This window comes from Streptomyces sp. NPDC085946, from assembly GCF_044540485.1.
Taxonomy (GTDB): domain Bacteria; phylum Actinomycetota; class Actinomycetes; order Streptomycetales; family Streptomycetaceae; genus Streptomyces.
This window is the reverse complement of record NZ_JBITSF010000016.1, coordinates 128,855-153,999: the sequence shown is the minus strand read 5'-3', so window position 1 is coordinate 153,999 and position 25,145 is coordinate 128,855. Positions and strand designations below refer to the sequence as shown.

General features: G+C 75.2%; 27 protein-coding genes. 11 read left to right on the top strand and 16 right to left on the bottom strand.

Features of this window, described 5'->3' with window-relative positions:
- Window positions 1-355: 355 nt before the first annotated feature.
- Together ACIF8T_RS28090 and ACIF8T_RS28085 are read right to left on the bottom strand one after the other, a co-directional pair.
- Entirely contained in the window at window positions 356-757 is a 402-nt protein-coding gene (locus ACIF8T_RS28090) for a DUF3662 domain-containing protein (protein ID WP_400038892.1), read from the bottom strand.
- Window positions 758-814: 57 nt separating this feature from the next.
- Window positions 815-988, bottom strand: coding sequence for a hypothetical protein (locus ACIF8T_RS28085; RefSeq protein ID WP_400038891.1), 174 nt, complete (start codon window positions 986-988; stop codon window positions 815-817).
- Window positions 989-1,203: 215 nt separating this feature from the next.
- Here ACIF8T_RS28085 and ACIF8T_RS28080 point away from each other — a divergent pair, with 215 nt between their 5' ends.
- The 4 genes from ACIF8T_RS28080 (at window position 1,204) to ACIF8T_RS28065 (ending at window position 6,058) form a co-directional block, all read left to right on the top strand.
- A complete protein-coding gene (locus ACIF8T_RS28080; RefSeq protein WP_400038890.1) occupies window positions 1,204-2,121 on the top strand; it encodes a MurR/RpiR family transcriptional regulator in 918 nt (305 codons plus the stop codon).
- A gap of 382 nt (window positions 2,122-2,503) precedes the next feature.
- Window positions 2,504-2,884, top strand: coding sequence for a hypothetical protein (locus ACIF8T_RS28075; RefSeq protein ID WP_400038889.1), 381 nt, complete (start codon window positions 2,504-2,506; stop codon window positions 2,882-2,884).
- Window positions 2,885-2,978: 94 nt separating this feature from the next.
- On the top strand, window positions 2,979-3,545 hold the full coding sequence (locus tag ACIF8T_RS28070; protein WP_400038888.1) for an antibiotic biosynthesis monooxygenase: 567 nt from the start codon (window positions 2,979-2,981) through the stop codon (window positions 3,543-3,545).
- Between the two features lie 101 nt (window positions 3,546-3,646).
- The gene (locus ACIF8T_RS28065) at window positions 3,647-6,058 is read left to right on the top strand and encodes a SpoIIE family protein phosphatase (protein WP_400038887.1); all 2,412 of its coding nucleotides are present in this window, start codon (window positions 3,647-3,649) and stop codon (window positions 6,056-6,058) included.
- A 43-nt stretch (window positions 6,059-6,101) separates the two neighbouring features.
- Here the strand turns inward: ACIF8T_RS28065 and ACIF8T_RS28060 are convergent, their stop codons facing one another.
- Both ACIF8T_RS28060 and ACIF8T_RS28055 read right to left on the bottom strand, forming a co-directional pair.
- Window positions 6,102-6,302 (bottom strand): peptidoglycan-binding domain-containing protein, encoded by a 201-nt coding sequence (locus ACIF8T_RS28060; protein WP_400038886.1) that lies wholly within the window; start codon window positions 6,300-6,302, stop codon window positions 6,102-6,104.
- Between the two features lie 548 nt (window positions 6,303-6,850).
- Entirely contained in the window at window positions 6,851-7,714 is an 864-nt protein-coding gene (locus ACIF8T_RS28055) for a hypothetical protein (RefSeq protein WP_400038885.1), read from the bottom strand.
- 120 nt (window positions 7,715-7,834) lie between these two features.
- Here ACIF8T_RS28055 and ACIF8T_RS28050 point away from each other — a divergent pair, with 120 nt between their 5' ends.
- Both ACIF8T_RS28050 and ACIF8T_RS28045 read left to right on the top strand, forming a co-directional pair.
- Window positions 7,835-8,569 carry a TetR family transcriptional regulator gene (locus ACIF8T_RS28050; RefSeq protein ID WP_400038884.1) on the top strand — a complete coding sequence of 245 codons (735 nt, stop codon included), beginning with the start codon at window positions 7,835-7,837 and terminating at the stop codon, window positions 8,567-8,569.
- A gap of 161 nt (window positions 8,570-8,730) precedes the next feature.
- Window positions 8,731-9,144 carry a Zn-ribbon domain-containing OB-fold protein gene (locus tag ACIF8T_RS28045; protein WP_400038883.1) on the top strand — a complete coding sequence of 138 codons (414 nt, stop codon included), beginning with the start codon at window positions 8,731-8,733 and terminating at the stop codon, window positions 9,142-9,144.
- Between the two features lie 53 nt (window positions 9,145-9,197).
- Here the strand turns inward: ACIF8T_RS28045 and ACIF8T_RS28040 are convergent, their stop codons facing one another.
- Both ACIF8T_RS28040 and ACIF8T_RS28035 read right to left on the bottom strand, forming a co-directional pair.
- Complete coding sequence (locus ACIF8T_RS28040) at window positions 9,198-9,584, bottom strand: PPOX class F420-dependent oxidoreductase (RefSeq protein ID WP_400038882.1); 387 nt, start codon at window positions 9,582-9,584, stop codon at window positions 9,198-9,200.
- Window positions 9,585-9,635: 51 nt separating this feature from the next.
- Complete coding sequence (locus ACIF8T_RS28035) at window positions 9,636-10,844, bottom strand: MalY/PatB family protein (protein WP_400038881.1); 1,209 nt, start codon at window positions 10,842-10,844, stop codon at window positions 9,636-9,638.
- Between the two features lie 463 nt (window positions 10,845-11,307).
- On the opposite strand from ACIF8T_RS28035, the gene ACIF8T_RS28030 reads away from it, so the two are divergent.
- The gene (locus ACIF8T_RS28030) at window positions 11,308-12,660 is read left to right on the top strand and encodes a S1 family peptidase (RefSeq protein WP_400038880.1); all 1,353 of its coding nucleotides are present in this window, start codon (window positions 11,308-11,310) and stop codon (window positions 12,658-12,660) included.
- Between the two features lie 67 nt (window positions 12,661-12,727).
- Here the strand turns inward: ACIF8T_RS28030 and ACIF8T_RS28025 are convergent, their stop codons facing one another.
- The 3 genes from ACIF8T_RS28025 to ACIF8T_RS28015 all read right to left on the bottom strand — a co-directional run bounded on the left by ACIF8T_RS28025 (window position 12,728) and on the right by ACIF8T_RS28015 (window position 14,663).
- Complete coding sequence (locus ACIF8T_RS28025; RefSeq protein ID WP_400038879.1) at window positions 12,728-12,913, bottom strand: hypothetical protein; 186 nt, start codon at window positions 12,911-12,913, stop codon at window positions 12,728-12,730.
- A 118-nt stretch (window positions 12,914-13,031) separates the two neighbouring features.
- On the bottom strand, window positions 13,032-13,727 hold the full coding sequence (locus tag ACIF8T_RS28020) for a L,D-transpeptidase family protein (protein WP_400038878.1): 696 nt from the start codon (window positions 13,725-13,727) through the stop codon (window positions 13,032-13,034).
- 120 nt (window positions 13,728-13,847) lie between these two features.
- Window positions 13,848-14,663, bottom strand: a complete 816-nt coding sequence (locus ACIF8T_RS28015) for an SDR family NAD(P)-dependent oxidoreductase (RefSeq protein ID WP_400038877.1) — start codon at window positions 14,661-14,663, stop codon at window positions 13,848-13,850.
- 51 nt (window positions 14,664-14,714) lie between these two features.
- Between ACIF8T_RS28015 and ACIF8T_RS28010 the strand changes: the two genes are divergently transcribed.
- Complete coding sequence (locus tag ACIF8T_RS28010) at window positions 14,715-15,251, top strand: hypothetical protein (protein ID WP_400038876.1); 537 nt, start codon at window positions 14,715-14,717, stop codon at window positions 15,249-15,251.
- Window positions 15,252-15,253: 2 nt separating this feature from the next.
- Here the strand turns inward: ACIF8T_RS28010 and ACIF8T_RS28005 are convergent, their stop codons facing one another.
- The 3 genes from ACIF8T_RS28005 to ACIF8T_RS27995 form a co-directional block, all read right to left on the bottom strand.
- A complete protein-coding gene (locus ACIF8T_RS28005) occupies window positions 15,254-16,168 on the bottom strand; it encodes an SDR family oxidoreductase (protein ID WP_400038875.1) in 915 nt (304 codons plus the stop codon).
- Between the two features lie 83 nt (window positions 16,169-16,251).
- A complete protein-coding gene (locus tag ACIF8T_RS28000) occupies window positions 16,252-16,881 on the bottom strand; it encodes an MBL fold metallo-hydrolase (RefSeq protein ID WP_400038874.1) in 630 nt (209 codons plus the stop codon).
- Window positions 16,881-17,966 (bottom strand): S-(hydroxymethyl)mycothiol dehydrogenase, encoded by a 1,086-nt coding sequence (locus ACIF8T_RS27995; protein WP_400038873.1) that lies wholly within the window; start codon window positions 17,964-17,966, stop codon window positions 16,881-16,883. Before ACIF8T_RS27995 ends, ACIF8T_RS28000 begins: the two co-directional genes overlap by 1 nt.
- 149 nt (window positions 17,967-18,115) lie before the next feature.
- On the opposite strand from ACIF8T_RS27995, the gene ACIF8T_RS27990 reads away from it, so the two are divergent.
- On the top strand, window positions 18,116-19,870 hold the full coding sequence (locus ACIF8T_RS27990; RefSeq protein WP_400038872.1) for an ABC transporter ATP-binding protein: 1,755 nt from the start codon (window positions 18,116-18,118) through the stop codon (window positions 19,868-19,870).
- An 86-nt stretch (window positions 19,871-19,956) separates the two neighbouring features.
- On the opposite strand, the gene ACIF8T_RS27985 is transcribed toward ACIF8T_RS27990, so the two are convergent.
- On the bottom strand, window positions 19,957-20,253 hold the full coding sequence (locus ACIF8T_RS27985; RefSeq protein WP_400038871.1) for a hypothetical protein: 297 nt from the start codon (window positions 20,251-20,253) through the stop codon (window positions 19,957-19,959).
- Window positions 20,254-20,424: 171 nt separating this feature from the next.
- Between ACIF8T_RS27985 and ACIF8T_RS27980 the strand changes: the two genes are divergently transcribed.
- Window positions 20,425-20,790: a nuclear transport factor 2 family protein gene (locus tag ACIF8T_RS27980; RefSeq protein ID WP_400038870.1), complete on the top strand. Its 366-nt coding sequence runs from the start codon at window positions 20,425-20,427 to the stop codon at window positions 20,788-20,790.
- 135 nt (window positions 20,791-20,925) lie between these two features.
- On the opposite strand, the gene ACIF8T_RS27975 is transcribed toward ACIF8T_RS27980, so the two are convergent.
- Window positions 20,926-21,594, bottom strand: a complete 669-nt coding sequence (locus ACIF8T_RS27975) for a TetR/AcrR family transcriptional regulator (RefSeq protein WP_400038869.1) — start codon at window positions 21,592-21,594, stop codon at window positions 20,926-20,928.
- Between the two features lie 195 nt (window positions 21,595-21,789).
- Here ACIF8T_RS27975 and ACIF8T_RS27970 point away from each other — a divergent pair, with 195 nt between their 5' ends.
- The gene (locus tag ACIF8T_RS27970; protein WP_400038868.1) at window positions 21,790-23,046 is read left to right on the top strand and encodes a YncE family protein; all 1,257 of its coding nucleotides are present in this window, start codon (window positions 21,790-21,792) and stop codon (window positions 23,044-23,046) included.
- Here ACIF8T_RS27970 and ACIF8T_RS27965 read toward each other — a convergent pair.
- Entirely contained in the window at window positions 23,012-23,278 is a 267-nt protein-coding gene (locus ACIF8T_RS27965; RefSeq protein ID WP_400038867.1) for a hypothetical protein, read from the bottom strand. The two genes, ACIF8T_RS27970 and ACIF8T_RS27965, sit on opposite strands and share 35 nt — an antisense overlap.
- Before the next feature lie 1,346 nt (window positions 23,279-24,624).
- A complete protein-coding gene (locus ACIF8T_RS27960; protein WP_400038866.1) occupies window positions 24,625-25,125 on the bottom strand; it encodes a metallophosphoesterase family protein in 501 nt (166 codons plus the stop codon).
- Window positions 25,126-25,145: the final 20 nt, after the last annotated feature.

The window sequence follows — 25,145 nt, the reverse complement described above, 5'->3', positions numbered from 1 at the left end:
CGGTCCGGGTGGTGCCCCGGGCGGGCGACGGGCCACTGCCGTCACCGGCAGACCGGGTGGTGTCCCACGGGCCCGTGCCCGGGCGTCTCGGTCCGGGTAATGCCCCGCAGGGGCGACGGGCCGCTGCCGTCACCGGCAGGCCGGGTGGTGCTCCGCGGCCCGTGCCCGGGCGACCGGTCCGAGGCGGACGCGGACGAGCCGCACCCGTGCGGGAAGGGCTCGACCGGCGTCGCCGGGTGGCCGGTCCCGCTGGATCGAGGGAGCGCCGGTGGGCCGTGCCCGTACGGGGAGGGCTCGACCGGCGCCGTTCCCGCACGGGCGTCCCCGCCCGGCCCACCGCCGGTGACGCGCGCTCCTAGTGGCCCGCGTGCTGGAAGCCCTCGGCGCTGACGTGCGGCATCACGCTGCTCGTCACCCGGTAGCGGCCGTTGGGCACGTCGGGCGACCGGGTGATGTGCACGGTGAGCGGGCCCGCCCACTCGTAGCCGTGGCGTTCGGCGTGCCGCGCGAGGCTGTCGGTGAGCACCTGGCCCACGCCGCCGCCCCGCCGGGTCAGCTCCTCGTGCACCTCGTCCGCGAGTTCCACGTCGTAGGCGTTGGGCACCATGACCCGGCCCTCGGCGCACACCACGGTGTTGCCGTCGCACTCACGGTGCAGGGCGTCGAGGAGTTCGACCGGTTCCTTGTCGAAGACCCGCGCCCACAGCGCCTCCCATCGGTTCTCCAGGGCTTCTTCCAGCGCACTGAGTGCGCCCATACGAATCTCACCTGCCGGATACGTCGTCGGGTGGGGGTGGGTTGGGGTGGGCGGCCGCTACCGCTCGTCGAAGTCGTCGGGCCGCACCTCGGCCTCCTCCAGCGCCTCGCGCAGGGTGCGGCCGGTGCCGCCCGGCGCGCGGGACCCGGTCCCCTCCCGGTTCTCGTCCCGGTTCTCCAGGACCTCGTCGGTCGTGTCCGTCTTGGGGCGGTTCTCCTCGGGGGTGGTCATGTCGGAAGCTCCTTGTGCGTCGTGCCGGACGGCCCCCGGCGTACCGCCGGGGACGGTCCGCGGTGTGTCGGGTCCGTCTGCGGCGGCGGGTTCCCGCACGGCGCGGACCTATCCGTCCCGAAGGGCGCCGGATGCGCGGGCCGTCCGCGCAGGCCCTGGTCACCACGGTGCGTGGGCTATGTTGAACGTCCGTGGGAGACAAAGGAGGCGCACCGGTGCCATCGCCGCAGCAGGCACGCGCACAGGCGTCCGCGATCACCTCGGGCAAGGCGGACCCGGAGGCGGAGGCCTCCCCGACCTCGCAGCTGCGCACGCTCTTCGACCGGCCCCGGCTCTCCCCCGGCCAGCGCCGCATCGCCCAGTACCTCATCGAGCACCTCACCGAGGCGGCGTTCCTGTCGATCACCGATCTCGCGGACCGCGTCGGCGTCAGCCAGCCCTCGGTGACGCGGTTCGCCTCGGCGGTCGGCTTTACCGGCTATCCGGCGCTGCGGGAGAAGCTCCAGGCCATCGCCCTGGGCACCTTCGCCGGCGGCCCGGCCGAGGAGAACCGGGGCAACGAACTCCAGGCCGCGGTGGACGCCGAGATCGAGAACCTGGAGAACCTGCGGCGCGACCTCGCCGACACCGACCGGGTGATCCGGACCGGCCGCGAGCTGTCGGCGTCGGCCCCGCTGACGGTGCTCGGGCTGCGCATCTCCGTCTCGCTGGCGGAGTACTTCGCGTACGCCGCCCGCCGCATCCACCCGGACGTGCGGCTGGTGACGCGGGGCGGCAGCGTCGCCTACGACGCCCTGCTGCAGTCCCGCGAGGCGGGCGGCACCTGGGTGCTGGCCTTCTCCATGCCGCGGCACGCGCACGAGACCCTGACGGCCGTGCGGGTCGCGCGGCGGGCCGGGCTCAAGGTGGCCCTGATCACCGACCTGGCGCTCGGGCCGGTCGCCGACGAGGCCGACGTCACCTTCGCCACCGGCACCGGTTCCCGTCTGGTCTTCGACTCCTACGCCGCGCCGGGCGTGATGTGCGCGGCCCTGCTCCAGGCCATGACGGACGCCGACCCCGAGCGGACCCAGGCCCGTCTGGAGGAGTACGAGCAGGTCGCCGACCGGCTCCAGTTCTTCCTCAAGGACTGACGGCGGCCCCGGGCCCGCTCCGCAGGTCCCTCGCGCGCACCCCGGCACAGGGGATCCTCCCGGCCAAAGCGCGCATGAATGTTTTCATACGTCTTGCAAAGCAGATGGCATATATAAATACTGCTCACGCACCACCCGCTCCGCCCGGAAAGCCGACCGTCCGCCATGCGCACCCAGCACCACCCGCCGCACGGCCGGCACCCGCTCCCCCCGGGCGTCCGCACGCGCACCCGACGCCGCCGGCTCCTACCCGCTCCGGCGTACCGGGTGCCCGGTCGGGCCTCACCCGCCCGACCGCCCGTGGCGGTCCCGGTCATCCCCTAGGCCGGGACCGCCCCACCCCCCGTCGTCCACCCCTCACGGCGCCGCACACCCGGAAGCGATGAACATGCCCCTGACGTCCACGCGCATCAGCCCGGACTGGCCCTGCCAGGTCAAGACCCCGGGCAGCTTCGACTGGGAACGCTCGGCGGCCAAGTGGCTGCGCGAACTGGTGCCGGCGCGGTACGCCGGCTACCCCGCGTTCATCCGCCACCCCCTGCTGCTGGCCCGGCACGCGCAGATCCAGGTCCAGCACGAGATCCGGGTGGCCCGCACCGCCCTGCAGACGGCCCGGGCCGACCTGCCCCGCCTCGGCCTGCCCGAGTCGGTGATCGAGCACACCATCAAGCTGTACGCGGCGGAGGTGCTGCACCTGCAGCACATCGCGCGCAGCGTCCGGGCCGTCGCCGAGGCCCTGGCCGACCGTCACGCCGGACGCTGACCCGTCCGGACGTCGATCTGCCCGGACGCCGGCCTGCCCGGGCAGGTGCCCGGGCGCGCGCATGAGCCGTCCCGCGCGTGGCACACGGGAGGCGATGAGCGGCAGCGACGTCCGGCGCGGCGAGCCGGTGACCACGGTCCTCTCCTGGCAGGTGCGCCCGGGCCGGGAGCAGCAGTTCGAGGAGTGGACGCGCGGGATCACCCGGTGCGCCCGGCAGTTCCCCGGCAACGAGGGCGTCTCCTGGCTGCGGCCCCAGCACGGCCACCGCTTCCACGTGATCCTGCGCTGGTCCGATCCGCACCGGCTCGCCGCCTGGCTGGACTCCCCCGAGCGCGCCGACTGGCACCGGCGGATCGAGGACATCGCCACGGAGATCGGCAGCGAGCGCCAGTCGACGACCGGCCTGGAGACCTGGTTCAGCCTGCCGGGCACCACCGTGCAGGCCCCGCCCCGCTGGAAGATGGTCCTCACCACCTTCCTCGGCGCCTACCCCTTCACCCTGCTCATCCAGTGGCTGCTGGCGCCCCGCACGGCCGACTGGCCGCTGCCGCTGCGGGCCCTGCTGTTCCCGGTGGTGCTGCTGCCCGTCCTCACCTACCTGGCCATGCCGCTGCTGAGCCGGCTGCTGCGGCTGTGGCTGTACCGCGGCAGCGGCCGCTGACCCGGGCGCCGGTGCGGGGCGCCCGGCGGTCCGCCGGTGCCCGCGCGGTTCCCGGCCGCAAGCCGCTCTGGGGACCCGGTCCGGTGTGCGATGCTCGACGCGTGACGAGCGAGCCCCCTCCGCCGGCGGAGACCGGTGCCGCGTCGGACCTGGCCGAACTGGCCAAGGTCGTGGCCCGGCAGCGCGCCGAGCTGGACCGGCTGCGCGACCAGACGGCGACGTCCGCGGTCGTGGAGCGGGCCAAGGGCGCCGTCATGGCATCGACCGGGTGCTCCGTGGACGCGGCGGGCGAACTGCTGCTCCAGCGGGCCAAGGCCGCGCGCCGCACGCTGCTGGAGGAGTGCTGGATCACGCTGGGCGGGCTGGCCGCCCCGCTCGCCGGCCTCGCCGCCGGGCCCCCGTCCGCCGGGAGCCCGCGGCCGGGCACCGCGTCCGGGGCCCCGGAGGCCGACGCCCTGGCCGAGGCGGCCGCCCCCGACGACGTCTCCTCCGCGCTGGCCCGCCTCGGCCGGAGCCTCGTGCGGATCCACGCCCCGCAGGAACTCGCCCGCTGCCTGCTGGAGCACCTCGCCGCGGACATGGGCGCGGACGCCGTCCTGCTCTACGCCCGGCGGCCCGCCGGAGGCCTGGAACTGATCGGGCACGCCGGGGCCGGCGCCACCGTGGCCGCCGAGTGGCGCCACATCCCCCCGGTGAGCGGGGTCGCGGCGCTGGACGCCCTCCGGACGGGCGAACCGCGCTGGCTGGAGGACCTCGCCGAGGACCGCAAGCGCTACCTCCTGATCGGCGAGCCGCCCGAGCGCTGGCGCTCCCGGGCCTGGCTGCCGCTGCCCGTCACGGGGGACCACGAGGTCTGCCTGGGCGTGCTGCGCGGCCGGGCCGGCCCGTTCACGCCGCGCGACCGCGCCCACCTGCGGGGCGTCACCCGGCTGTGCGCGGGCTGGCTGCGCGCCTTCGGCACCGGGCCCGAGCGCTCCGCCGACACCTCCTGGGACACCGTACGGGCGGTCTTCGCGGTGCTGCCGGTCGCGGCGATGCTGCTCACCCCGCTGCGTGCCGCGTCGGGCGAGGTCGAGGACTTCGCCGTGGACGCCGCGACCGCCCAGGCGAGCGGTCTGCTGGGCGGCGCCGACGCCGGCCTGGCCGGGCGGCGGCTGCGGGAGTGCCGGCCGGCCGCCGCGGACGAGCCGCTGTGGCGGGGCTGCCTGCACGTCCTGGCCACGGGCGAGCCGTACGAGAGCGAGCCGTTCGCCCACCAGGAGGACGGGGACGGCGGCGGGGGGCTGTCCGTCTACAGCGTCCGGGTGGCCCGGCTGGGCGAGGGCCTGGTCGTCACCTGGGTCCGGCACGGCTCCTCCGACCGGCAGGAACAGCGGCTGGCGGACCTGCAGCGGCTGGGCAACCTGGGCTGGGCGAACTGGAACCTGGCCACCCGCGAGGCCTCCTGGTCCACCCAGGTCTTCGCCATCCTCGACCGGGACCCGGCGCGCGGCCCGGTGCGCCTGACCGACCTGCCGGAGATCGCGCTGCCCGACGACGTGCCGGCCCTGTCCCGCGCGGTCGAGGCCCTGCTGTCGGAGGGGCACCCGTTCGACCTGCCGTTCCGGGTCCTGACCACCCGCGGCGTACGGCATCTGCGGCTGGTGGCCGAGGCGGTGGCGGACAGCCGCGGCACCCCCGTCGAGGTGCACGGCTTCGTGCAGGACCTGACCGCGCGGCGGCGGGCGGAACTGGCCCTCGTCGAGAGCGAGCGGGCGATCCTCACCCAGCACGACGTGCTCCAGGCCGAACGGACCCTGGCCGCCCGGCTCCAGCACGCGCTGCTGCCGCTGCCGCAGCGGCCGGTGAGCCTGGCCGGGCTGCGCGTCGAGGTCGCCTACCTGCCCGCCCAGTCCGGCGTCCACGTCGGCGGCGACTGGTTCAGCGCCATCGAACTGCCCGACGGGGACGCCCTGTTCGTGGTGGGGGACGTCGCCGGGCACGGTGTCGACGCCGTCGCGACGATGGCGCAGCTGCGCTTCACCGCCAAGGGCATGGTCGTCACGGGTTCCTCGCTCACCGGGGCGCTCGCCCGGCTGAACACCCTGCTGCTGCACTCCCGCGACTCCCACGGCTCCGCCACCCTGGTGCTGGCCCGCTACAGCCCCGCCGAACGGCGGCTGGTGTGGACGCAGGCGGGCCACCCGCCGCCGCTGCTGCTGCGGGACGGCGAGGTGCGCTACCTGCCCCGCCCGGGCGGCCCGCTGCTCGGCGCGTGCGCCGCACCGGTCTACGAGGAGGCCGCGTTCCGCCTCGAACCGGGCGACCGGCTGATCATGTACACGGACGGCCTGATCGAGCGCCCCCCGGAGAGCATCGACCGGGGGCTGGAACGGCTCGCCGAGGCCGTCGCGACCCACCACACCGACCGGCCCGGGTCCCTGGGGCCGCTACTCGGCGCCATGCTGGAGGAGGTGCGGCGCGACGACGTCTGCGTCCTGGACATCCGGGTCCCGCGGGAGCCGGAGGGGTAGGCGGACGGATCCCCCGCGCCGGGCGCCTCGCCGGGGCGCGGATTCAGCCACCGTCCGGGGCCGTGCGGGATTCCAGGGCGCGGCGGGTGTCGTCGCCGTAGACGCCGGTCTCGTCGCCGCGCACGCCGTACCAGAGCTGGAAGCGGGCCACCGCCGCGGTCAGGGCGGCGTCGTAGCGGCCGTCGGCGGAGCCGTTCGCGTAGACGTCGGGGACGCGCAGCAGGCGTCGCTGGAGTTCGGCCACCTCCGGGCCGGTGTCCCCCTCGCCGAGAACGCCGGGAGCGCCGGGGGCCGCCGGGGGCCGCCGGGAGCGGGGTGGCAGAGGACGGGCTGCCCCGGGGCGGCGCGGCCGGGGGTGCGGCCGGGGCGGACGGCTGCGGCACGGGGGCCGCGCGGTCCCCGGTCGTCCGGCCGGGCAGCAGGAGGGCGCCGCCGAAGCCGATCAGCGCGGCCGCGGTGACGGCGGCCGCCACCGCCGCACGGCGCCGTCCCCGCCCGGCCCCGGCGGGACGGCCGTCCGGGCCGACGGGCGGGAGTTCCCGCGTCTCGTCCTCGGAGCCGGGCGGGGGCGCGGGCGGCGGGACGGACCCGTGGCCGCCGGACTCCCGGGGCGGCTCCCGGAACAGCTCGGCGAGGGCGTCGGTGCGGCGGGGGCGCAGGACACGGACCGGTTCGAGGGCCGGGCCGTCGTGCGACGGCCCGGGTGCGGACGGTGCCGGCACGCTGTTCTCCTTCCGTCCCGGACGCGGAAGACCGCCTCACGGGGAGATACGGGGCCGGTGCCCGGGCCGTTCAGCGGCCTCCCCCGGCGCTCCGGCCGAGGAAGCGGTGCAGGGACGCCTTCACCGCGGCCACGAACGCGTCCCGGCCCGGCTCGTCGAGCGCGTCCAGCGACAGGTACGGGTTGAGGTCCTCCAGTTCGACCAGCAGCAGTCCGCCGTCCGGCGCGCGGCAGGCGTCGACGCGCTGGATGCCGTGCTCGACGGTGTTCCAGTCGATGAAGCGGCGGGCGAACTCCAGGTCGTCCGGGGTCGGCGCGTAGGGCTCCAACTGCCAGCGCCGGTCGGGGTGCGGGGCGTACAGCGCGTACTGGAAGGCGTCGTCGACGAAGTAGAAGGAGACCTCGTAGGCGAAGTCGACGCGCGGCTGCACGAGGAGCTCGCCGGCGGCGAGGCCGGGCGCCTCGGCGAGGCCGGGCAGGTCCGCGGCCGGGACGAAGCGCAGGCCGATGGAGTCGGCGCCCAGCTTGGGCTTGACGACGTACTCCGCCGCGCCGGGCAGCCGGTCCAGGTCGCCGGAGCGGTCGACGGTGGGGATCACCGGGTACCCGGCGGCGGTCAGGTCGAGCAGGTACTGCTTGCCGGCCATGTCGGCGCGGCCGGAGAGCTGGTTGTAGACGGGGGTCCCGGTCGCGGCGGCCCGCGCGCGGAAGGCGTCGTACGCGGCCCGGTGGGCCAGCACGGGGCCGCTGTTGCGGACCATGACGGCGTCGAAGCCGTCCAGCAGCGCGGCGGCGTCCCCGGGGTGGCACAGCGCGAGGTCGAAGTCCTCGCGCAGCCGTGCGGTGAGGAAGACGTCCTCGTCGCCGTAGCGGCGCCCGCGGGCCGGATAGGCCAGGTCGGTCACGTACAGGATGCGGGGACGGGCGGGCGGCATGCGGGGCTCCTCGGCGACGGCGGGAGCCGATCATATGGTCGACCCGTCCGGCGGCACTCAGTACCTCCCCCGGAGAGCACTGAGTGCCATCCGGGCCGGCCGGGTGCTACGTTCCCGTCCATGAGCTCCAGCGATGCGGTGCCCGGCGGCGGCGGGGGGACGGAAGCGGCGACCGGGCGGCCGCCGATACGGGAGGCGCTGGTCGCGGCGGCCTTCCGGCTGTTCCTGGAGCGGGGTTACGAGCAGACCACCGTCGACGACATCGTGGCGCTCGCGGGGGTCGGACGGCGGTCGTTCTTCCGCTACTTCCCGTCCAAGGAGGACGTGGTCTTCCCCGACCACGAGCGGTGCCTGGCCGACATGACGGCCTTCCTGGCCCGCAGCGCCGAGGACGACGAGCCCGTGCGGCGGGTCTGCGACGCGGCCCGGATGGTGCTGCGGATGTACGCGGAGAACCCCGCCTTCTCCGTGCAGCGCTACCGGCTCACCAAGCAGGTGCCGGGGCTGCGCGCGTACGAACTGTCGGTGGTGTGGCACTACGAGCGCGCCCTGGCCGCATACCTGCGCGGGCGCTTCGCCGCCCGGCGGGACGGCATCCTGCGGGCGGACGTCGTCGCGGCGGCCGTGGTCGCGGCGCACAACAACGCGCTGCGCTCCTGGCTGCGGTCGGACGGGCAGGGCGACGCGGGCGCGGCGGTGGACCACGCGCTCGGCCACGTGCAGTCCGTGTTCGGCTCCGCCCAGGTCCCCCCGGCCGGTGAGCAGACCGAGGACGTGGTGGTCGTCGTCTCGCGGCGTGGCGCACCGCTGTGGCGGGTGGTGCAGGAGATCGAGACGACGCTCGGGGCCCGCTGAGCCCGTCCGGGACGCCGGACATTGAGGGTACGCAGTGCCTTTACGCGTGGCACTCAGTGCCATACTCTGACCGCGTGCACGGTGGCACGGTCACCCGTGCACGCGCGTGCACGGGTGATCCCGCACGCGGGATTCCGGCCGAGTGCAGGGAGTTGACCAGCGTGTACCACCACTCAGGAAGCCCCGCTCAGCAGGCGGCGGGCTCCGCGACGGGCGTGCTCGAACCCCGCGGCGCGGACGGCGACGCCATCCTCTTCCAGCGCTGCACCTGGTGCGGCACCACCATGTACCACCGGCTGCTGTGTCCGGTCTGCCGGGGCAGCGACCTGCGCACGGAGCGCAGCGAGGGCGTCGGCACGGTCCGCCACTCCACGGTGGTGCACCGCAACACCCCCGCCGCGCGCAACGTGTCGCTGATCGAGATGGCCGAGGGGTTCGTGGTGCGCGGCCGGGTCATGGGCCCGCCCATCGGCATCCACAGCGGGGACCGGGTCCGGCTGTCCACGGCGAAGGACCCGGTGCGCGGCGAGCCGGTCTTCCAGCTGGTCGACGAGCCGTACCGCGCCTGGACCTGACCGACCGGCCCGGCCCCCGGCGGCAGGTGTCAGGGCGTCAGGGCGTCAGGGCGTCAGGGCGTCAGCGTGATCCGCACCCCGACCGTGCCGGCCGCGCCCCTGCGCAGCCGGCTGCCGAGCAGGGTGAGCCGGCCGACGATGCCGTACTTGCGGGCGATCAGCCGGCGGTAGCGGGCGGTGGTGGGCGCGTCGCAGATCTCCGCGGTGGCCGGTACCTGGTCGCCGGTCGGGTTGCCGCGCACGTCGCACGGGCCGACCAGCACGTCGGCGCGGTTGCGGATCCGCTTGACCTTCCAGGAGCCGGCCGCCGTCCACGCCCCGAGCGCGTCCCCGTCGCGCACCACCCACACCGGGGTGGCGACGGGCGTACCGTTGCGGCGGTAGCTGGTCAGGAGCAGGTACTTGCCCGCGCCGAGCCGGTCGAGCGGTGTGTCGTCCATGGCGGGGAGTCTAGACCGGCCCCTCCGGCCGCCGCCCGCGCGTGCCGCGGATCAGCCGCCCTGCACGGCCCGGGCCATGCGCCGCACCGCCTCGTCCAGCACCTCGGGCGAGGTCGCCAGGTTCAGCCGGGCGTGCCCGGCCCCCACGCCGCCGAAGTCGGGGCCGGGGACGAGCGCCACCCGGCCGCGGCGCAGGAAGACCTCCGCCGGGTCGTCGCCGAGGCCGAGCGCGCGGCAGTCGAGCCAGGCGAGATAGGTGCCCTCGCCCGGGCGGTAGCCGATCGCGGGCAGGTGCTCGGCCAGCAGCCGCGCGAGCAGCCGCCGGTTCTCGTCGAGCCCGGCCAGCAGCGCGTCCAGCCAGGCGGTGCCGTCGCGCAGGGCGGCGGTGTGGGCGATGACGCCGAGGTGGCTCGGGCCGTCCGCGACCTCTTCGGGCAGCCGGGCCAGGTCGGCGCCGGCCCCGGGACCGGCGACGGCGAGCGCGGCCTTGAGCCCGGCCAGGTTCCACCCCTTGGTCGCCGACATGAGCGACAGCCCGCGCTCGGCGCCCGGCACGCTCAGGTACGGCACGAAGTCCGCGCCCGGCAGGACGAGCGGCGCGTGGATCTCGTCGGCGACGACGCGCACGCCGTGGCGCTCGGCGAGCGCGGCGACCGCGGACAGTTCCTCGGCGGTGTGCACGGTGCCGGTCGGGTTCTGCGGGTTGCACAGCAGGTAGGCGGCCCTGCGCGCGCGGCCGGACGGGAGTGCGGCGCCGTCCCCGACGGCCCGCCGGAAGGCGTCCTCCAGGACGTCGAGGTCGATGCGGCCGTCCGCACCGAGCGGTGCCTCGACGACCTGCCGGTCCATGTGTGCCACGAAGGCGAAGAACGGCGGGTACACCGGCGGGTTGACGACCACCGGGTCCCCCGGCCCGGTGACCAGCCGGAGCATCTCGACGACGCCCAGCATGACGTCCGGCACCAGCGCGGTGCGCCCCACGGCGAGTCCGTCCCAGCCCCACCGCCCGGACGCGAAGCCGGCCAGCGCCTCGGCGTAGGCGGTGCCCGCGGCGTACCCGGTGTCGCCGAGCGCGAGCGCGTCGGTGACGGCCCGCACCACGGGTTCCGCGAGCGGCACGTCCATCTCGGCCACCCACAGCGGCAGCACGTCCTCGGGATACGCCCGCCACTTCTGGCTCGTCCGGAGCCTCAGCCGGTCGAGGGTCAGCGCGCGCAGGGGGCCGGGTTCACCGGACGTCTCGTGCGGGATGCTGGTCATGGCCACAAGATAGGGGGCCGTGGGGCGAGGGGAAATCGCGCGCACGCGCCGGGGGGCGGGCGTCCGGCCGGTCCCTCGGGGTCGCGGGCGGGCCGTTGCGCGGCGCGGTCGAGGGGGTGCGGCACGCCCGCGCCCGTACGGAGGCGGTGGGGGCCCTCGGCCGGCCCGCCGCGAACCGGTCGCGGGCGGAGGGGTACCGGGCGCGGCTGCCGGACGGGCCGGTCCCGGTCCCGGTCCTGGTCTTCGCCCCCTCCTGTCCGCGGTCCTGCGCGCGGCCGCGCACCGGAGCGCCGGCGGCCGCACCGTCCGTCCGGTGCGCGACCGGATGACGGCGGCACCCCGGCCGAGACGGGCGCCCGTGCGCTGAACGCCCCCGGCTCCGGCCCCGTATGGAAGGACGGTGCTCCGCTCAGGGGGAGCCCCGCGGCGTCGCCGCCGCGCTGCTGAGGTTCGGGAGCCACGCATGAGGCACGCACGACGACGGGTCGTCCGGCGAGTGACACGGCTGGCGGCCGTCGGCGGACTGCTCCTCGGAGGGACGCTGGTCACGCGCGCCGTGGCGAGCGAGCCCGCCGGGGTCTCTGCGGTCCCCTATTCCTCCGCCCGGGCGGCCGCCGGCACCGGGACCGACCTCGTGGCCCGGCTCGGGGCGTCCCGTACGGCGGGCAGCTGGGTCGGCGACGACGGGCGGACGGTCGTGGCGGTCACCGACCGGCGGGCGGCTGACGAGGTCAGGCGGGCGGGCGCCGAGCCGAAGCTGGTGCGCCACAGCCTGCGCGACCTGAGGTCGGCGACGCGGACCCTGCGCGCGGCACCCCGCGTGACCGGCACGGCGTGGGCCGTGGACTACCGGTCCAACGAGGTGGTGGTGCGGGGCGACCGCACGGTCTCCGCGGCGGACTGGTCGCGGCTGACCGAGGTCGCGGACGGCATCGGCGGCTTCGTCCGCATGGAGCGCACGGAGGGCACCTTCACCACCCGCCTCAACGGGGCGCGGCCCATTCTGTCGACGGCCGGGCGCTGTTCGGCGGGCTTCAACGTGACCGACGGGCGCACCGAGTACATCCTGACGGCCGGGCACTGCGGGCCCGACGGCTCCGTCTGGTTCACCGACGACCGGGCCCGCGGGCAGATCGGCACGACCGTCGGCCGGAGCTTCCCCGGCGACGACTACTCGCTCGTGCGGTACGACGGCGGCCGGGCGGGCGCGGGCGCGGACGTGGTGGCGGTCGGTGACGGCAAGGGCGTGCGGATCACGGGCTTGGCCGATCCGGCCGTCGGGCAGCGGGTGTTCCGCAGCGGCAGCACCACGGGGCTGCGCGACGGGCAGGTGACCGCGCTGGGCGCGACGGTGAACTACCCCGAGGGCACGGTCGGCGGGCTCATCGAGACGAACGTGTGCGCCGAACCCGGCGACAGCGGCGGCCCGTTGTTCTCCGAGGGCGTCGCGCTGGGGGTGACGTCGGGCGGCAGCGGGGACTGCCGGACGGGCGGCACGACGTACTTCCAGCCGGTCACGACGGCGTTGTCGGAACTGGGCGTGAAGCTGATCGTGTCCGCGCCGGCCGGGGCCGGCGCGAGCACTCCGCCCTCGTCGGCACCGGCCGGCCAGGGGGCCGCCGGGCCCGGCACGCCGACGCCGGCCGACGGCCCGGACGCGGCGACGCTGCTGGCCCGGCTGGCCGATCCCCGTGCCGTCGGCCCCGGACTGCTGGTCATCGCGGGCAGCCTGATCGCTCTGGTGGCCACGCGCTGGATCAGGACGGAACAGGACCGCAAGGCGTATCGCCGGTACTACTCGGCGACGTGGGGATGACGGGGCGACGGGCGGGAGCCCGTGCCCGGTGACGACATGTCGGCGGGGCGGCCGGCCTACGAGGTTGTCAGGCGACCTTCACCGGCTGCGGAAGGGCCGCGGCCCACTCCAGAACGAGCCGCTGGTACTCCTCGCGCTGCTCGCTGCTCAGTGTCCCGCCCGACCGGAGCCACAGGGCCCGGATCTCCTCGTTGACCTCGTCAGCCGATCGCTCGGAAGAGGGTTCAACAGTGGTGGACATGCTGTGAAGCATACGGCTCCGGAAGTGAAGGCGATGTGAGTCATCACGAACGAAACGGGCATAACGGACCGTGTTGCTGATCACGTGATCACCCCGTCCGCCGGCTGCCGTGGCCCCGTCCGCACGGTTCTCAGGTGCCCGGCTTGCGGCCGTACACGAAGACGTCGTCGCCCTTCTTCAGCAGCGACCAGTACTTCTTGGCGTCGGTGGTGGTCATGTTGACGCAGCCGTGCGAGCCCGGCGGGTTCCACATGCTGACGCCGGCCGAGTGGAAGGCCTGCCCGCCGTCGAAGAACTGGCTGTAGGGCATCGGCACGTCGTAGAGGGAGGAGACGTGGTCGATGTGGCGCCAGTAGACCTTCTTCAGGCCGGTGCGGGTCTCGTGCCCGTCACGGCCCGTGCGGACCGGCACCGGCCCGTAGACGAGCTTGTCGCCGTCCTGGATCCAGCTCAGCTGGAGCGTGAGGTTCACGCAGGCGATGCGGCCCTTGTTCACCGGGCACTTGCCGTCCTTGTTCGGGGTCTTGCCGACGGCCTTCTGCTTGAGCATGAGGTCCATCACGCCCCAGGTGACGGGACCGGCGTATCCGATGTTCGGCGTGATGCCGTGCTTGTTCTGGAAGGCCTGGATCGCCTTGCAGTCGGCGGCGGACTGCTTGCCGTCGACCGGGCGGCCCAGGAACTTCTCGACCTGCTTCTGGTACGGGCCGGTCTGCGTGGTGCAGCTCGCGGCCTGCGCCGGAGTGGCGCCGAGCGCGAGGGTGAGCGGTGCCACCAGTGCGGTGATCCCGAGTGCGACGGCTCCGCGTCCGCGTGTGTCCCCCATGAGGTGGCCTTCCCTGCCTGGTCGGTGTGTGTCCGACCAGGTAGACAGGCGTCCGGGGCGTTCGGTTGTACGGGTGACCGCGATGCGACCGAACGGTGACATTCGGCGGGTCGCGCGGCCTCACGGGGAGGCGGGTCCCGCCGGCCGGGCCGCGTGCCCCAGTGCCTGGTGGAAGCCCGTGTGCACCGCGGTGAGGCCACCGTCCACGACCAGGGTGGTGCCGGTGATCCAGGACGCGTCGCGGGAGGCGAGGAAGGCGACGGCGGCGGCGATGTCCTCCGGCTCGCCGACCCGGCCCAGGGGGTACAGCCGCCGCACCGCCGCCAGGTCGTCGTCGCGGCCCTCCCAGGCGCGGGTGCGCACGGTGCCCGGTGCGACGAGGTTCACCCGGACGCCGTCCGCGGCGGCCTGTCCGGCCAGGGTGCGGGTCAGGGAGGCGAGGCCCGCCTTGGCGGCGCTGTAGGCGTGGTTGCCGAAGTCCTGCACGCCGTTGACGCTTCCGACGCTCACGATCGCGCCGCGGCCGGAGGCGGCCAGGTGCGGCAGCGCGGCGCGGCAGCAGCGGTACGCGCCGGTCAGCGTGATGTCGAGGTCCGCGGCCCACGCCTCGTCGGGCCCGTCCTCGAAGCGGGGGGTGTCCGGGGAGCAGTGGGCGGCGTTGTTGACCAGGACGTCGAGCGTGCCGAACGCCTCCGCGGCGTACGCGACGGCCGCCTCCACCGACGTCCGGTCCGCCACGTCGCACGCCCGGCCCTCGGCGGCCAGGCCGCGGCCGCGCAGGGCGGCCGCGGTCCGCTCGGCCCCGGCCGGGTCCGCGTCGGTCACCAGGACCCGCGCCCCCTCCTCGGCGAACCGGCGCGCGGTGGCCGCGCCGATGCCGCGCGCCGCTCCGGTGACGACCACCCCGTACCCCTGGAACCGCCTGCTGTCCGTCATGCCGCCGACCGTACTGCGCGGTGATCGGCGGGGGCAGTAGCGTGCCGTCCCATGTCTGCCTTCCTCGAGCAACTCCCCGCGCTCCTCGGCGTCGTCATCGGCGCGCTCGGCTCGTACCTCGCCCTCGTGCGCAGCGACCGGGTCCGGTTCCGGCGGGAGACGGCGGCCCGCTGGGAGGAGCGCAGGCTGGCGGTGTACGCGGACTACGCGCGGGCCCTGAAGAAGAGCGTCACGGTGACGTACCGGCTCGCCGCCCACCTCGGCAACGACCCGCACCCGCACCCGCTGACCCCCGAGGAGGCCGCTCCGCTGCTGGCGGAGGCGGCGGTCGGCCGGGACCCGTCCGGGGAGGCACTGCTGCTGCTCGGCAGTCCGGAGGTGGTGGACAAGGCCCGGGCCTGGGTCGTCGCGGTGATGGACATGGAGCGGTTCCTGCGCGAGGGCACCCGCGACCCCGAGGCCTGGCAGGCCCTGCTGGAGCGGCAGCGCGCGGGACGGGAGGGCTACTACGCGGCCGTCCGCGACGACCTGGCGCTGCCGCCGGGCCACTCGGCGCGCCGGCCGCTGCCGGCCCCGCCGCGCGGGTGAGCTCAGCGGTAGCCGGTGGTGTCGGCCGGCCTGCCGGCGTCCTGGACCTCGACGAGGTAGCGCCAGGCGTCGGGGCGGCTGCCGTCGAGGTCGGTGAAGCCGTACTCCCGGGCGAGGCCGCCGCTGGAGAGCGAGGTGCCGTTGAAGCGCGCCACGTCCGGGTCGGCGGCGAGCGCGGCGACCGCGCGGCCCACGTAGCGCGGGGTCTCGGAGATGGCGAAGTGCGGGACGCGGTCCAGGGCGTCGCGCCAGTTCTCCTCCCCCACCCCGAAGTGCTCCAGCATGATCTCCGAGCGCAGCCAGCCGGGGGTCAGGGCGACGGCGGTGGCGCCGCGCGGGCCCAGTTCGTGGCCGAGGGCGAAGGCCATGCGCAGCACGGACGCCTTGGCCAGGTCGTAGAAGAAGTTCACGCGGTAGGTGTCGCGGTTGTAGTCGGCGGTGCCGTCGGTGACCTCGACGACCAGGCCGCCGGGGTGGCGCAGCAGCAGCGGCAGGGCGTGGTGGCTGGTGACGGCGTGCGTCTCGACGGCGAGGCGGAGCAGGCGCAGCCCGTTGTCGAGGTCGTGCTCCCACATCGGGACGTCCCACTCGAAGAGCGTCTCGCCGCCCCAGATGTCGTTGACGAGGACGTCGAGGCGGCCCTGCTCGTCCGCGACGCGGTCGACCAGCGCCCGGACCTGGGCCGGGTCGAGGTGGTCGGCGGGGTGGGCGATGCCGTGGCCGCCGGCCTCGGTGACGAGGTCGGCGGTGTCCTCGACGGTCTCGGGGCGGCCGTACTCCGAGCGCCGGGCGCGGGTGCTGCGCCCGGTGCAGTAGACGGTGGCGCCGGCCGCCCCGAGTTCCACGGCGATGCCGCGCCCGGCTCCCCGGGTCGCCCCGGCGACCAGTGCGACCTTGCCCTTGAGCGGTTGTGACATGTCCGGCCTCCTGTCGGTTGCGCTTCGCGTCGAGGATGGCGGGTGAACCGGACATCTCCTGTCACCTTTTCCCGGTGGTCGCCTCAGTGGCCCCGGTCGATCCACTCCTGCAGGTGCGGCGCCTCGGCTCCGATGGTCGTCGCGTCGCCGTGCCCGGTGAGGACCTTCGTCCCGGGCGGCAGCGTGAGCAGCCGGTCGCGGATCGAGTCGATGATCGTCGGGAAGTGCGACCAGGAGCGGCCGGTGGCGCCGGGCCCGCCCTGGAAGAGGGTGTCGCCGGTGAAGACGGTCTCCAGGCCCGGGTCGTACAGGCAGACCGCGCCGGGCGCGTGCCCCGGGGTGTGCAGCACGCGCAGGTCGGCGCCGGCGGCCTCGATCACCTGGCCGTCGACCAGCCAGGCGTCGGGCTCGCGGTCGGGGTGGGTCTGCTTCCACAGCGGCAGGTCGTCGTGGTGGAGCCAGATGGTGGCGCCGGTGCGCTCCGCGAGGGCGGGCGCGGCGTCGATGTGGTCGTTGTGGGCGTGGGTGCAGACGATGGCCGTCAGGCGGCGGTCGCCGACGGCCTCGGCGATGGCGTCGGCGTCGTGGGCGGCGTCGATGACGACGGCCTCGTGGTCGTCGCCGACGATCCAGACGTTGTTGTCGACGTCCCAGGTGCCGCCGTCGAGGGTGAACTGCCCGGAGGTGACGAGGCGTTCGACGCGCGTGGTCATCACAGCACCACCACCGAGCGCAGGACGTCGCCGTGGTGCATGCGCTCGAAGGCCTTCTCCACCTCGTCCAGGGCGATGGTCTCCGTCACGAACGCCTCCAGGTCCAGGCGGCCTTGGAGGTGCAGGTCGACGAGCATCGGGAAGTCGCGGGAGGGCAGGCAGTCGCCGTACCAGGACGACTTCAGGGCGCCGCCGCGGCCGAAGACGTCCAGCAGGGGCAGTTCGAGCTTCATCTCGGGGGTGGGCACGCCGACGAGGACGACGGTGCCGGCCAGGTCGCGGGCGTAGAACGCCTGCCGGTAGGTCTCCGGACGGCCGACGGCCTCGATGACGACGTCGGCGCCGAAGCCGCCGGTCAGCTCGCGGATCGCCTCGACCGGGTCGGTGGCGCGGGAGTTGACGGTGTGGGTGGCGCCCATCGCGCGGGCGGTCTCCAGCTTGCGGTCGTCGATGTCCACGGCGATGATCCGCGCCGCGCCGGCCAGGCGCGATCCGGCGACGGCCGCGTCGCCGACGCCGCCGCAGCCGATGACCGCCACCGTGTCGCCCCGGCCGACGTTCCCGGTGTTGATCGCCGCGCCGATCCCGGCCATCACCCCGCAGCCGAGCAGTCCCGCGGCCTGCGGGGAGACGGCCGGGTCGACCTTGGTGCACTGCCCGGCCGCGACCAGGGTCTTCTCGGCGAAGGCGCCGATGCCGAGGGCCGGGGAGAGCTCGGTGCCGTCGGTGAGGGTCATCCTCTGCCGGGCGTTGTGCGTGTCGAAGCAGTACTGCGGGCGTCCGCGCAGACAGGCGCGGCACTTCCCGCACACCGCACGCCAGTTGAGGATCACGAAGTCACCGGGAGCGACGTCGGTGACTCCGTCGCCCACCTGTTCGACGATGCCCGCGGCCTCGTGACCCAGCAGGAAGGGGAAGTCGTCGCCGATGCCGCCCTGCTTGTAGTGCAGGTCGGTGTGGCACACCCCGCAGGCCTGGACGCGCACGACCGCCTCGCCGGGGCCCGGGTCGGGCACCACGATCGTCTCGATGCGCACGGGCTCGTTCCTCCCCGGTGCGATCACGCCGCGTACTTCCTGGGCCATGGTGCTGACTCCTTCGTCGAACGGTGTCCGTCCCCCCGACCCTACGCGCGACCGGCGGGTAACGGCCGCAGGGAGGGCCCGCCGACGGGCCGGTGCCACCCCCGGACCGACGTAGCCTGGAGGCTCGCGCCGGACCCCCGAGGAGAGACGTGAGCATCGCAGCGACGGAGACGGACACACCCCCCTGGCGGCTCCTCCTCGGGTACGTGCGGCCGCACCGCCGGGCCCTGCTGGCGGGGGCCCTGCTCTCCCTGGTGACGGGGGCGACCGGGCTGATGCTGCCGCTGGTGGCCCGGGACCTGATCGACGACCTGGCGCACGACCGGGCCATCACCGGCGCGCTCGTCGCGATGTCGGCCCTGGTCGTCGCCAACGCGGCGGTGGGGGCGCTCGGTTCGTACGTGCTGCGGCGCACCGCCGAGTCCGTGGTGCTCGGCGCCCGCCGCGCGCTGTCGTCGTACCTGCTGCGGCTGCGGATCACGGCCGTGGACCGCAGCGAGCCGGGCGACCTGATGGCCCGGATCACCTCCGACACGACCCTGCTGCGCGAGGTCACCACCGACTCGCTGGTCGGCCTCGGCACGGGCGGTCTGACCCTGATCGCGACCGTCGTGCTGATGGGGCTGGTGGAGCCGGTCCTGCTCGCGGTGACGCTGGCCGTGATCGTGGGCGCCGGGACGGTCCTCGGGATGATCGTGCCGCGCATCAACAAGGCGAGCCGGCAGGCGCAGGACGCGGTCGGGGTGATGGGGGCCGCCCTGGAGCGGACCCTCGGCGCGCTGCGCACCGTGAAGGCGTCCGGCGCCGAGCACCGGGAGGAGCGGGCCCTGCACGAGGCGGCCCGGGAGTCGTGGCGGCAGAGCGTGCGCGCCGCGAAGTGGTCAGCGGCGGCGGGCAACACGGCCGGACTGTCGATGCAGGTCGCCTTCATCACGGTGCTCGCGGTGGGCGGCGCGCGGGTGGCGACCGGCGCCATCGACGTCGGCACGCTGGTGGCGTTCCTGCTGTTCGTCTTCTACCTGATGTCGCCGATCCAGCAGGTGGTGGGCGCGGTCACGCAGTACCAGACCGGCGCCGCGGCCCTGCTCCGCATCCAGGAGGCGCTGCGGCTGCCCGCCGAACCGGCCGCGTCGCCCGCGCCGTTGCCCGAGCCGGACGGGGAGCCCGCCGCGCTCGCCTTCCGCGACGTCCGCTTCCGGTACGCCGAGGACCTGCCCTACGTCCACCACGGGGTGACCTTCGAGGTGCCCGCGCGGGGCATGACGGCGTTCGTCGGGCCGTCCGGCGCGGGCAAGACGACCGTGTTCTCGCTCATCGAGCGGTTCTACGACCCGGACTCCGGCGTGATCACGCTGGACGGCCGGGACGTGGCCGACTGGGAGCTGCCGCGCCTGCGGGCCGCGATCGGCTACGTGGAGCAGGACGCCCCGGTCCTGTCCGGCTCGCTGCGGGACAACCTGCTGCTGGGCAACCCGGACGCGGACGAGGAGACGCTCGCGCGGGTGCTGAAGACGACCCGCCTGGACGGCCTGGTGGCCCGGCTGCCCGACGGCCTGGACACGCTGGTCGGGCACCGCGGCACCCGGCTGTCCGGCGGCGAACGGCAGCGCGTCGCCATCGCCCGCGCCCTGCTGCGCCGCCCGCGGCTGCTGCTGCTCGACGAGGCCACCTCGCAGCTGGACGCGGTGAACGAGGCGGCGCTGCGCGACACCGTCGCCGACGTGGCCCGCACCACCACGGTCCTGGTGGTCGCGCACCGCCTGTCCACGGTGACGACGGCCGACCGGATCGTGGTGATGGAGGCGGGCCGGGTGCGCGCCGTCGGCAGCCACCGCGCGCTGGTCACCGCCGACCCGCTGTACGCCGAGCTGGCGGCGACCCAGTTCCTGGCCGCGGACGACTGACCCGCGGCGGGCCGGCCGGCCCGTGACAGCGCGCCGGGGGCCGCCCGGGATCCCGGACGGCCCCCGGCGCACTCCGGGCGCGGCGGTCAGGTGCGGATGCCGGGGAGGAGCTGGAAGGCGGGGGCGACGGGAGCGGCGAGCTGCTCCAGCTGGTTGAGGTCCTTGAGCCTCTTGAACCCCTGCATCTGGGTGGAGGGCCGCAGGATCTCGTCCCTGTGCTCCGTGGGGATGTCGCGCAGGGCCAGCGAGTCGAGCGTGGCCGCCGGGTCGATCAGGCCGGGTTTCCGGGGGACCGTGCCGGCCGCGTCCGCCGCCGGGGCGGCGAGGCCGGTGACACCGACGGCGATGCCGACGGCGGCGACGAGGCGTCGTGTGGAGATCATGCCTTCGACAACGCCGGGGGCCGCGCGCGGACACGGGCGCGGGGCGCCGCTCACCCGTCAGGCGCAGCGCTCGGGCTGCGCTTGCCGAGCGCCCCGGGCCGGAGGAGCCTCGGAGGGAGAGGCCCCGTGCGGCCCGCTCCCGCCCGGGCCGCGGCCCCGAAGGAGGTCATCATGGGAATCGCTGCGGACTCCGCCTTCGACACCGAGACGCTGCGCCGGGCTGTGGAGAGCCGGAGCCCCGAGCCGCTCCTCTCCCTGTACGCGGACGACGCGGAGCTGCGCATCGTGGACCGCACCAGCCAGCCCAGCCACCCCAAGGTCCTGCACGGCCGGGACGAGATCGCCCGGATGCTGGAGGACGTCTACAGCCGCGACATGTCGCACACCCTGGAGCGGTGCGTCGTCCAGGGCGACCAGGCCGCGTACAGCGAGTCCTGCGAGTACCGGGACGGGGTCCGGGTGCTGTCCGAGTCGATGCTCTCGCTGCGCGACGGCAAGATCACCGAGCAGACCCTGGTGCAGGCCTGGGACGAGTAGGGCGGCCGGCCACGGCGGCCTCGGACCGGCCGGGGCCGGGCCGGCCGTGCGGTCCCGGCCTTCCGTCCCGCCCGGCGGCGCCGGCCCGGTGGCGGCCGCCGCGCCGCCGGCGCGTACGGTGGCCGCCGCGGCCCGTCAGTCCGGGGGCCGGGCCGGGTGCCAGTCCGGCGGCCGCAGGATCCCCAGCAGCTGCCGGACCAGTTCCGCCACGACCTCGTCGAGCGTGGCGTCCACCCAGCCCGCGCTCCAGTCGTGGAGCAGGCCGTTGACGCTGCCGATGAAGCCCGTCGCGGGCAGGCGGTAGTCGCGCGGCGCGGCCTCCCCGCGGGCCGCCGCCGCCCCGGCCTCGGCGCACAGGAGGTCGATCCAGCGGGCGCGGCGGGCGAGCCGCTGCTCCTCCAGGCGCGGGCTGACACCGATGATCTCGACGAAGGTGATGCGGATGCGGCGGGGGTCGGCCGTGACGCTCCCGGCGTAGGCGTGGAAGATCGCGGCGGCCCGTTCGGGCAGCGGCAGGCCGGCCGCCGCGGCGGCCGCCCGCAGCACGGCTTCCTCGGCCAGGCCGTTGACCTGGAGGTGCAGGGCGGCCAGGACGTCCTCCAGGGCGCGGAACTCCTCGTAGAACTGGCGGGTGGACAGGCCCGCGGCCTCGCTGAGGGCCGCGACGGTCGTGGAGCGGTACCCCGGGGTGTCCCCGAAGAGCTGGAGGGCCGCGGCCAGGAAGCGCCGGCGCCGTTCCGCCTGCCGTTCCTCGGCGGTCTTCCCCCCGTACCGGCCGGTCGGCGCCCTGAGTCTGCCCGGCACCCGCCCTCCCTTCCTCGGTCGCTGGACGAGTTTGTCGTGTCCGCAGTCTTGTGGAGAAGGCTGCCACTCCTTACTTTGCAGTAAGTTCACTGTGAAAGCACGCCTGTTCAGAAACACGGGCCCGCGCTTTGTCATGGACCATTCATGTCTGGGCCCTCGTCCCCGACGTCCCCACCCGCTAAGGAGGGAGCAGTCGTGCCTGCCTTCCGGCCCAGACACCTGTGCTCCGTAGCCGCCGCCCTCGCCCTCACCGCGACCGTCCCCGCGACCGCCGCCACCGCCGCCCCGGACCCGTCCTCCGCCGCCCTGCGCGAGGTGCTGTTCGTGGGCAACAACTGGGACGGCACCGCCGACGTGCTCGCCTCCACCGGCGACTTCGCGCGGATCGGCCGCATCGACGTCGTCCCCGACAAGGCGGAGCGGATGGCGGAGATCAACGCCGACCCGATCCGGTGGATCTACTTCATGGCCATCCGCAACAGCGTCGGCGAGGGCCACGACCAGTTCGTCGACGACATGTACTCCACGCCGGACGGGACGTCGGTGGTCGTCTCGCGGCCCAGCTTCGCCGACGTCGTCTCCCTCGACCTGGCCACCGGGCGGATCAACTGGCGCTTCCCGGTGGCCGGCCACCGCGCCGACCACATGGCGGTCTCCCCCGACGGCACCCGGGTCGCGGTCTCCGCGTCGACCGCGAACACCGTGCACGTGCTGGACATCGTCACCGGCCGGCAGCTCGGCTCCTTCGCCACGGGCGACAAGCCCCACGAGAACGTCTTCACCAAGGACGGGAAGTACGTCTGGAACATGTCCATCGGCGAGGTGAACACCGCGCTGGACGCCCCGTGGCTGGACTGGACGAAGGGCGACCGGCGCATCACGGTCGCCGACGCCACCACGTACCGGCAGGTCAAGGTGATCGACATGCGCGAGCGCCTGGACGCGGCCGGGCTGAAGGAGTACTCCGACGCCGTCCGGCCCGCGGCCTTCTCCCCCGACGAGTCCAAGCTGTACTTCCAGGTCTCCTTCTTCAACGGCTTCCTGGAGTACGACGTCGCCGCCGACCGGATCACCCGGGTGAAGACGCTGCCGGAGAACCCGGACACCAGCACGGACCGCACGACCTGGGTCAACGACTCGCGCCACCACGGCCTGTCGATGAAGCCGGACGGCAGCAAGCTGTGCGTGGCGGGCACGATGGACGACTACACCACGGTCGTCGACCGCGCGACCCTCCAGCAGGGTCCGCTCGTCCCCACCTCCAAGCCCTACTGGGCGACGGTCAGCGGCGACGGCAGGTCCTGCGTGGTCTCCGAGAGCGGCGCCGACCAGGTCACGGCCATCGACTTCGCCACCGGCAGGAAGACGGTGTCCGTGCCCGTCGGCGACCATCCGCAGCGCGTGCGGCTGGGCCACGTCACGGCGGACTGGTCGGGTCCGTCGGCCCGTTGACCTCCCGCGCGGCCCACGCCGCCGGCCCGGCGCGGGCCGCGTCCGGCGGCTCCGCCGAGGACGCCGCCCCGCCGGCCACCGGCGCGACGTGCGGGACGCCGGTGGCGAGGAAGGGCTTCGGGTCTTTCTCCCTGCCGGACCGGACCGCCTCTCCCGTGCCGGCCGGCCGCTCCACCCACAGCGGCGTCGTCACGCGGAGGGCGACCTCGGTCCCGTACGCGTCGGCGAGCACGGCCCGGAGGGCCTGGCTTGCGCACCTCGCCGTACAGCGACACGGACGCCTCCCGCCGCAGCCCGTCGTGGCGCGGGCCGATCGGCGGGTCCTGCCGGGTGAGCGCGAGGCGCGGCGCTCCCCCGGACACGCCGGGGCCGGGCACCACGTCCGTCTCCGGGGCCGGCGGGGCGAAGACCCGCCCGCCGGCCCCGCGCGGTGCGCCGAGCGCGTCGCGCGGGGACGGCTGCCGGCCGGTCCCCACGGCTCCTGCCGGCCGGTCCCCGCGGCTCGGCGGTGCGGTCCGCCGGGTCGGCGTCGGCGGGCGGCAGGCGGCAGGCGGCAGGCGGCAGGCGGCAGGCGGCAGGCGGCAGGTCCCGGATACCGGACAGCAGCGGGGCGGGCCCGCACCGGTGATCGCGGAGGCGGCACACACCGGACGGACCAGGCACCGCCGCGTCCGCGCGACGGGCGCGGCGCGCAAGCGGGTGCGGCGCGCAGACGGGCGCAGCGCGCAGACGGGCACGGCGCGCAGACGGGTGTCCGTGACGGTGGCCTCGGCGCACGCGGCGGGCAGGCCGTCGCCGTGGTCGGCGAGGACGGCGGGACCGGGGCGGCGCGGGTGCCGGAAGCGGCGCAGATGCCAAGAGCTGCCCGAGTGCCGGGAGCAGCGCAGGTGCCAGAAGCGGCGCCGGTGCCGGGAGCGGTGCAAGCGCCGGGATGGTGCGGGTGCCGGGAGCAGTGACCGTGCTCCTCGGCACGGGCGGCAGGGTGTGGCGGCGCGCGATCGAGCGCGGCACCCCCGCGTACCGCGCCCCGCGCCGGCCGGTCCTGTCGACGAAGGGCAGGGCCGGGGCGCCCGGCCGGCGCGGGGTCCGCGTCAGCACGCGGGGCCGCGCCCGGCCGCCCTCGACGGTGAAGACCACGAGGGCGGCGCCGTCGAGCAGGCCGAGCGCCCGTTCCACCGCGGCGACGCGGTCGGGGTGACCGGGAGGCCGACGAGGCCGACCGTCACGTCACCGAGGGGAACGGGACGACGGCGGAACCGACGGTGATGCCGCGCCGCCGCTCCGGCGCGAGGGTGCCGGTCCGCGTGTTCCGGCGGCGCCGGCCGTGGCCGTGCCGGTCGCCGCGGAGGAGCCGTGCGCTCCCCACACCGGAGAAAAATGGATTAAATCCGTACGTATGTGTGTGACCCGGGCAGGGGGTGGGTAGGCGGCGCTTCGACAGACGAGGCATGCATGTCCTTCGCACCTCCGGACATCGGGAAGGAGGTCCGTGAAAGCGCACTCTCACAATGACCGGGCCGCTCCCGTGGAGAGGGAGCGGCCCGGCCCTGTGCGCGCGGGCGGCCGCCCGGGCAGCCCTTAGCGCCTCGGCAGCCGGTGCAGCTCGACGTCCGTCAGCCGGCCGCCGGCGGCCGTGGCCGTCATGTACGTGCAATGGGGCTGGCGGCGGCGGTCGGTCGGCGAGCCCGGGTTGAGCAGGCGCAGGCCGCCGGGGGCGACGGTGTCCCACGGGATGTGGCTGTGGCCGAACACCAGGACGTCCAGGTCCGGGAAGCGGGCGGCGCAGCGGGCCTCGCGCCCCTGGGCGGGACCCGTCTCGTGGACGACGCCGAACCGCAGACCGCCGAGCTCCGCGTACGCCACCTCGGGCAGCCGGGCGCGCAGCCCGGGTCCGTCGTTGTTGCCGTACACCGCGACGAGCCGGCGGCAGCGGTCCTCCAGCAGGTCGAGCGTGGCCGTGTCGACCCAGTCCCCGGCGTGGACGACGACGTCCGCCCGGGGGAGCTCGTCCAGCAGGGGCGCGGGCAGTTCCTTGGCGCGCTTTGGGAGGTGGGTGTCGGACATCAGCAGCAGACGCACGGGAACCAGCCTAGAGGGTG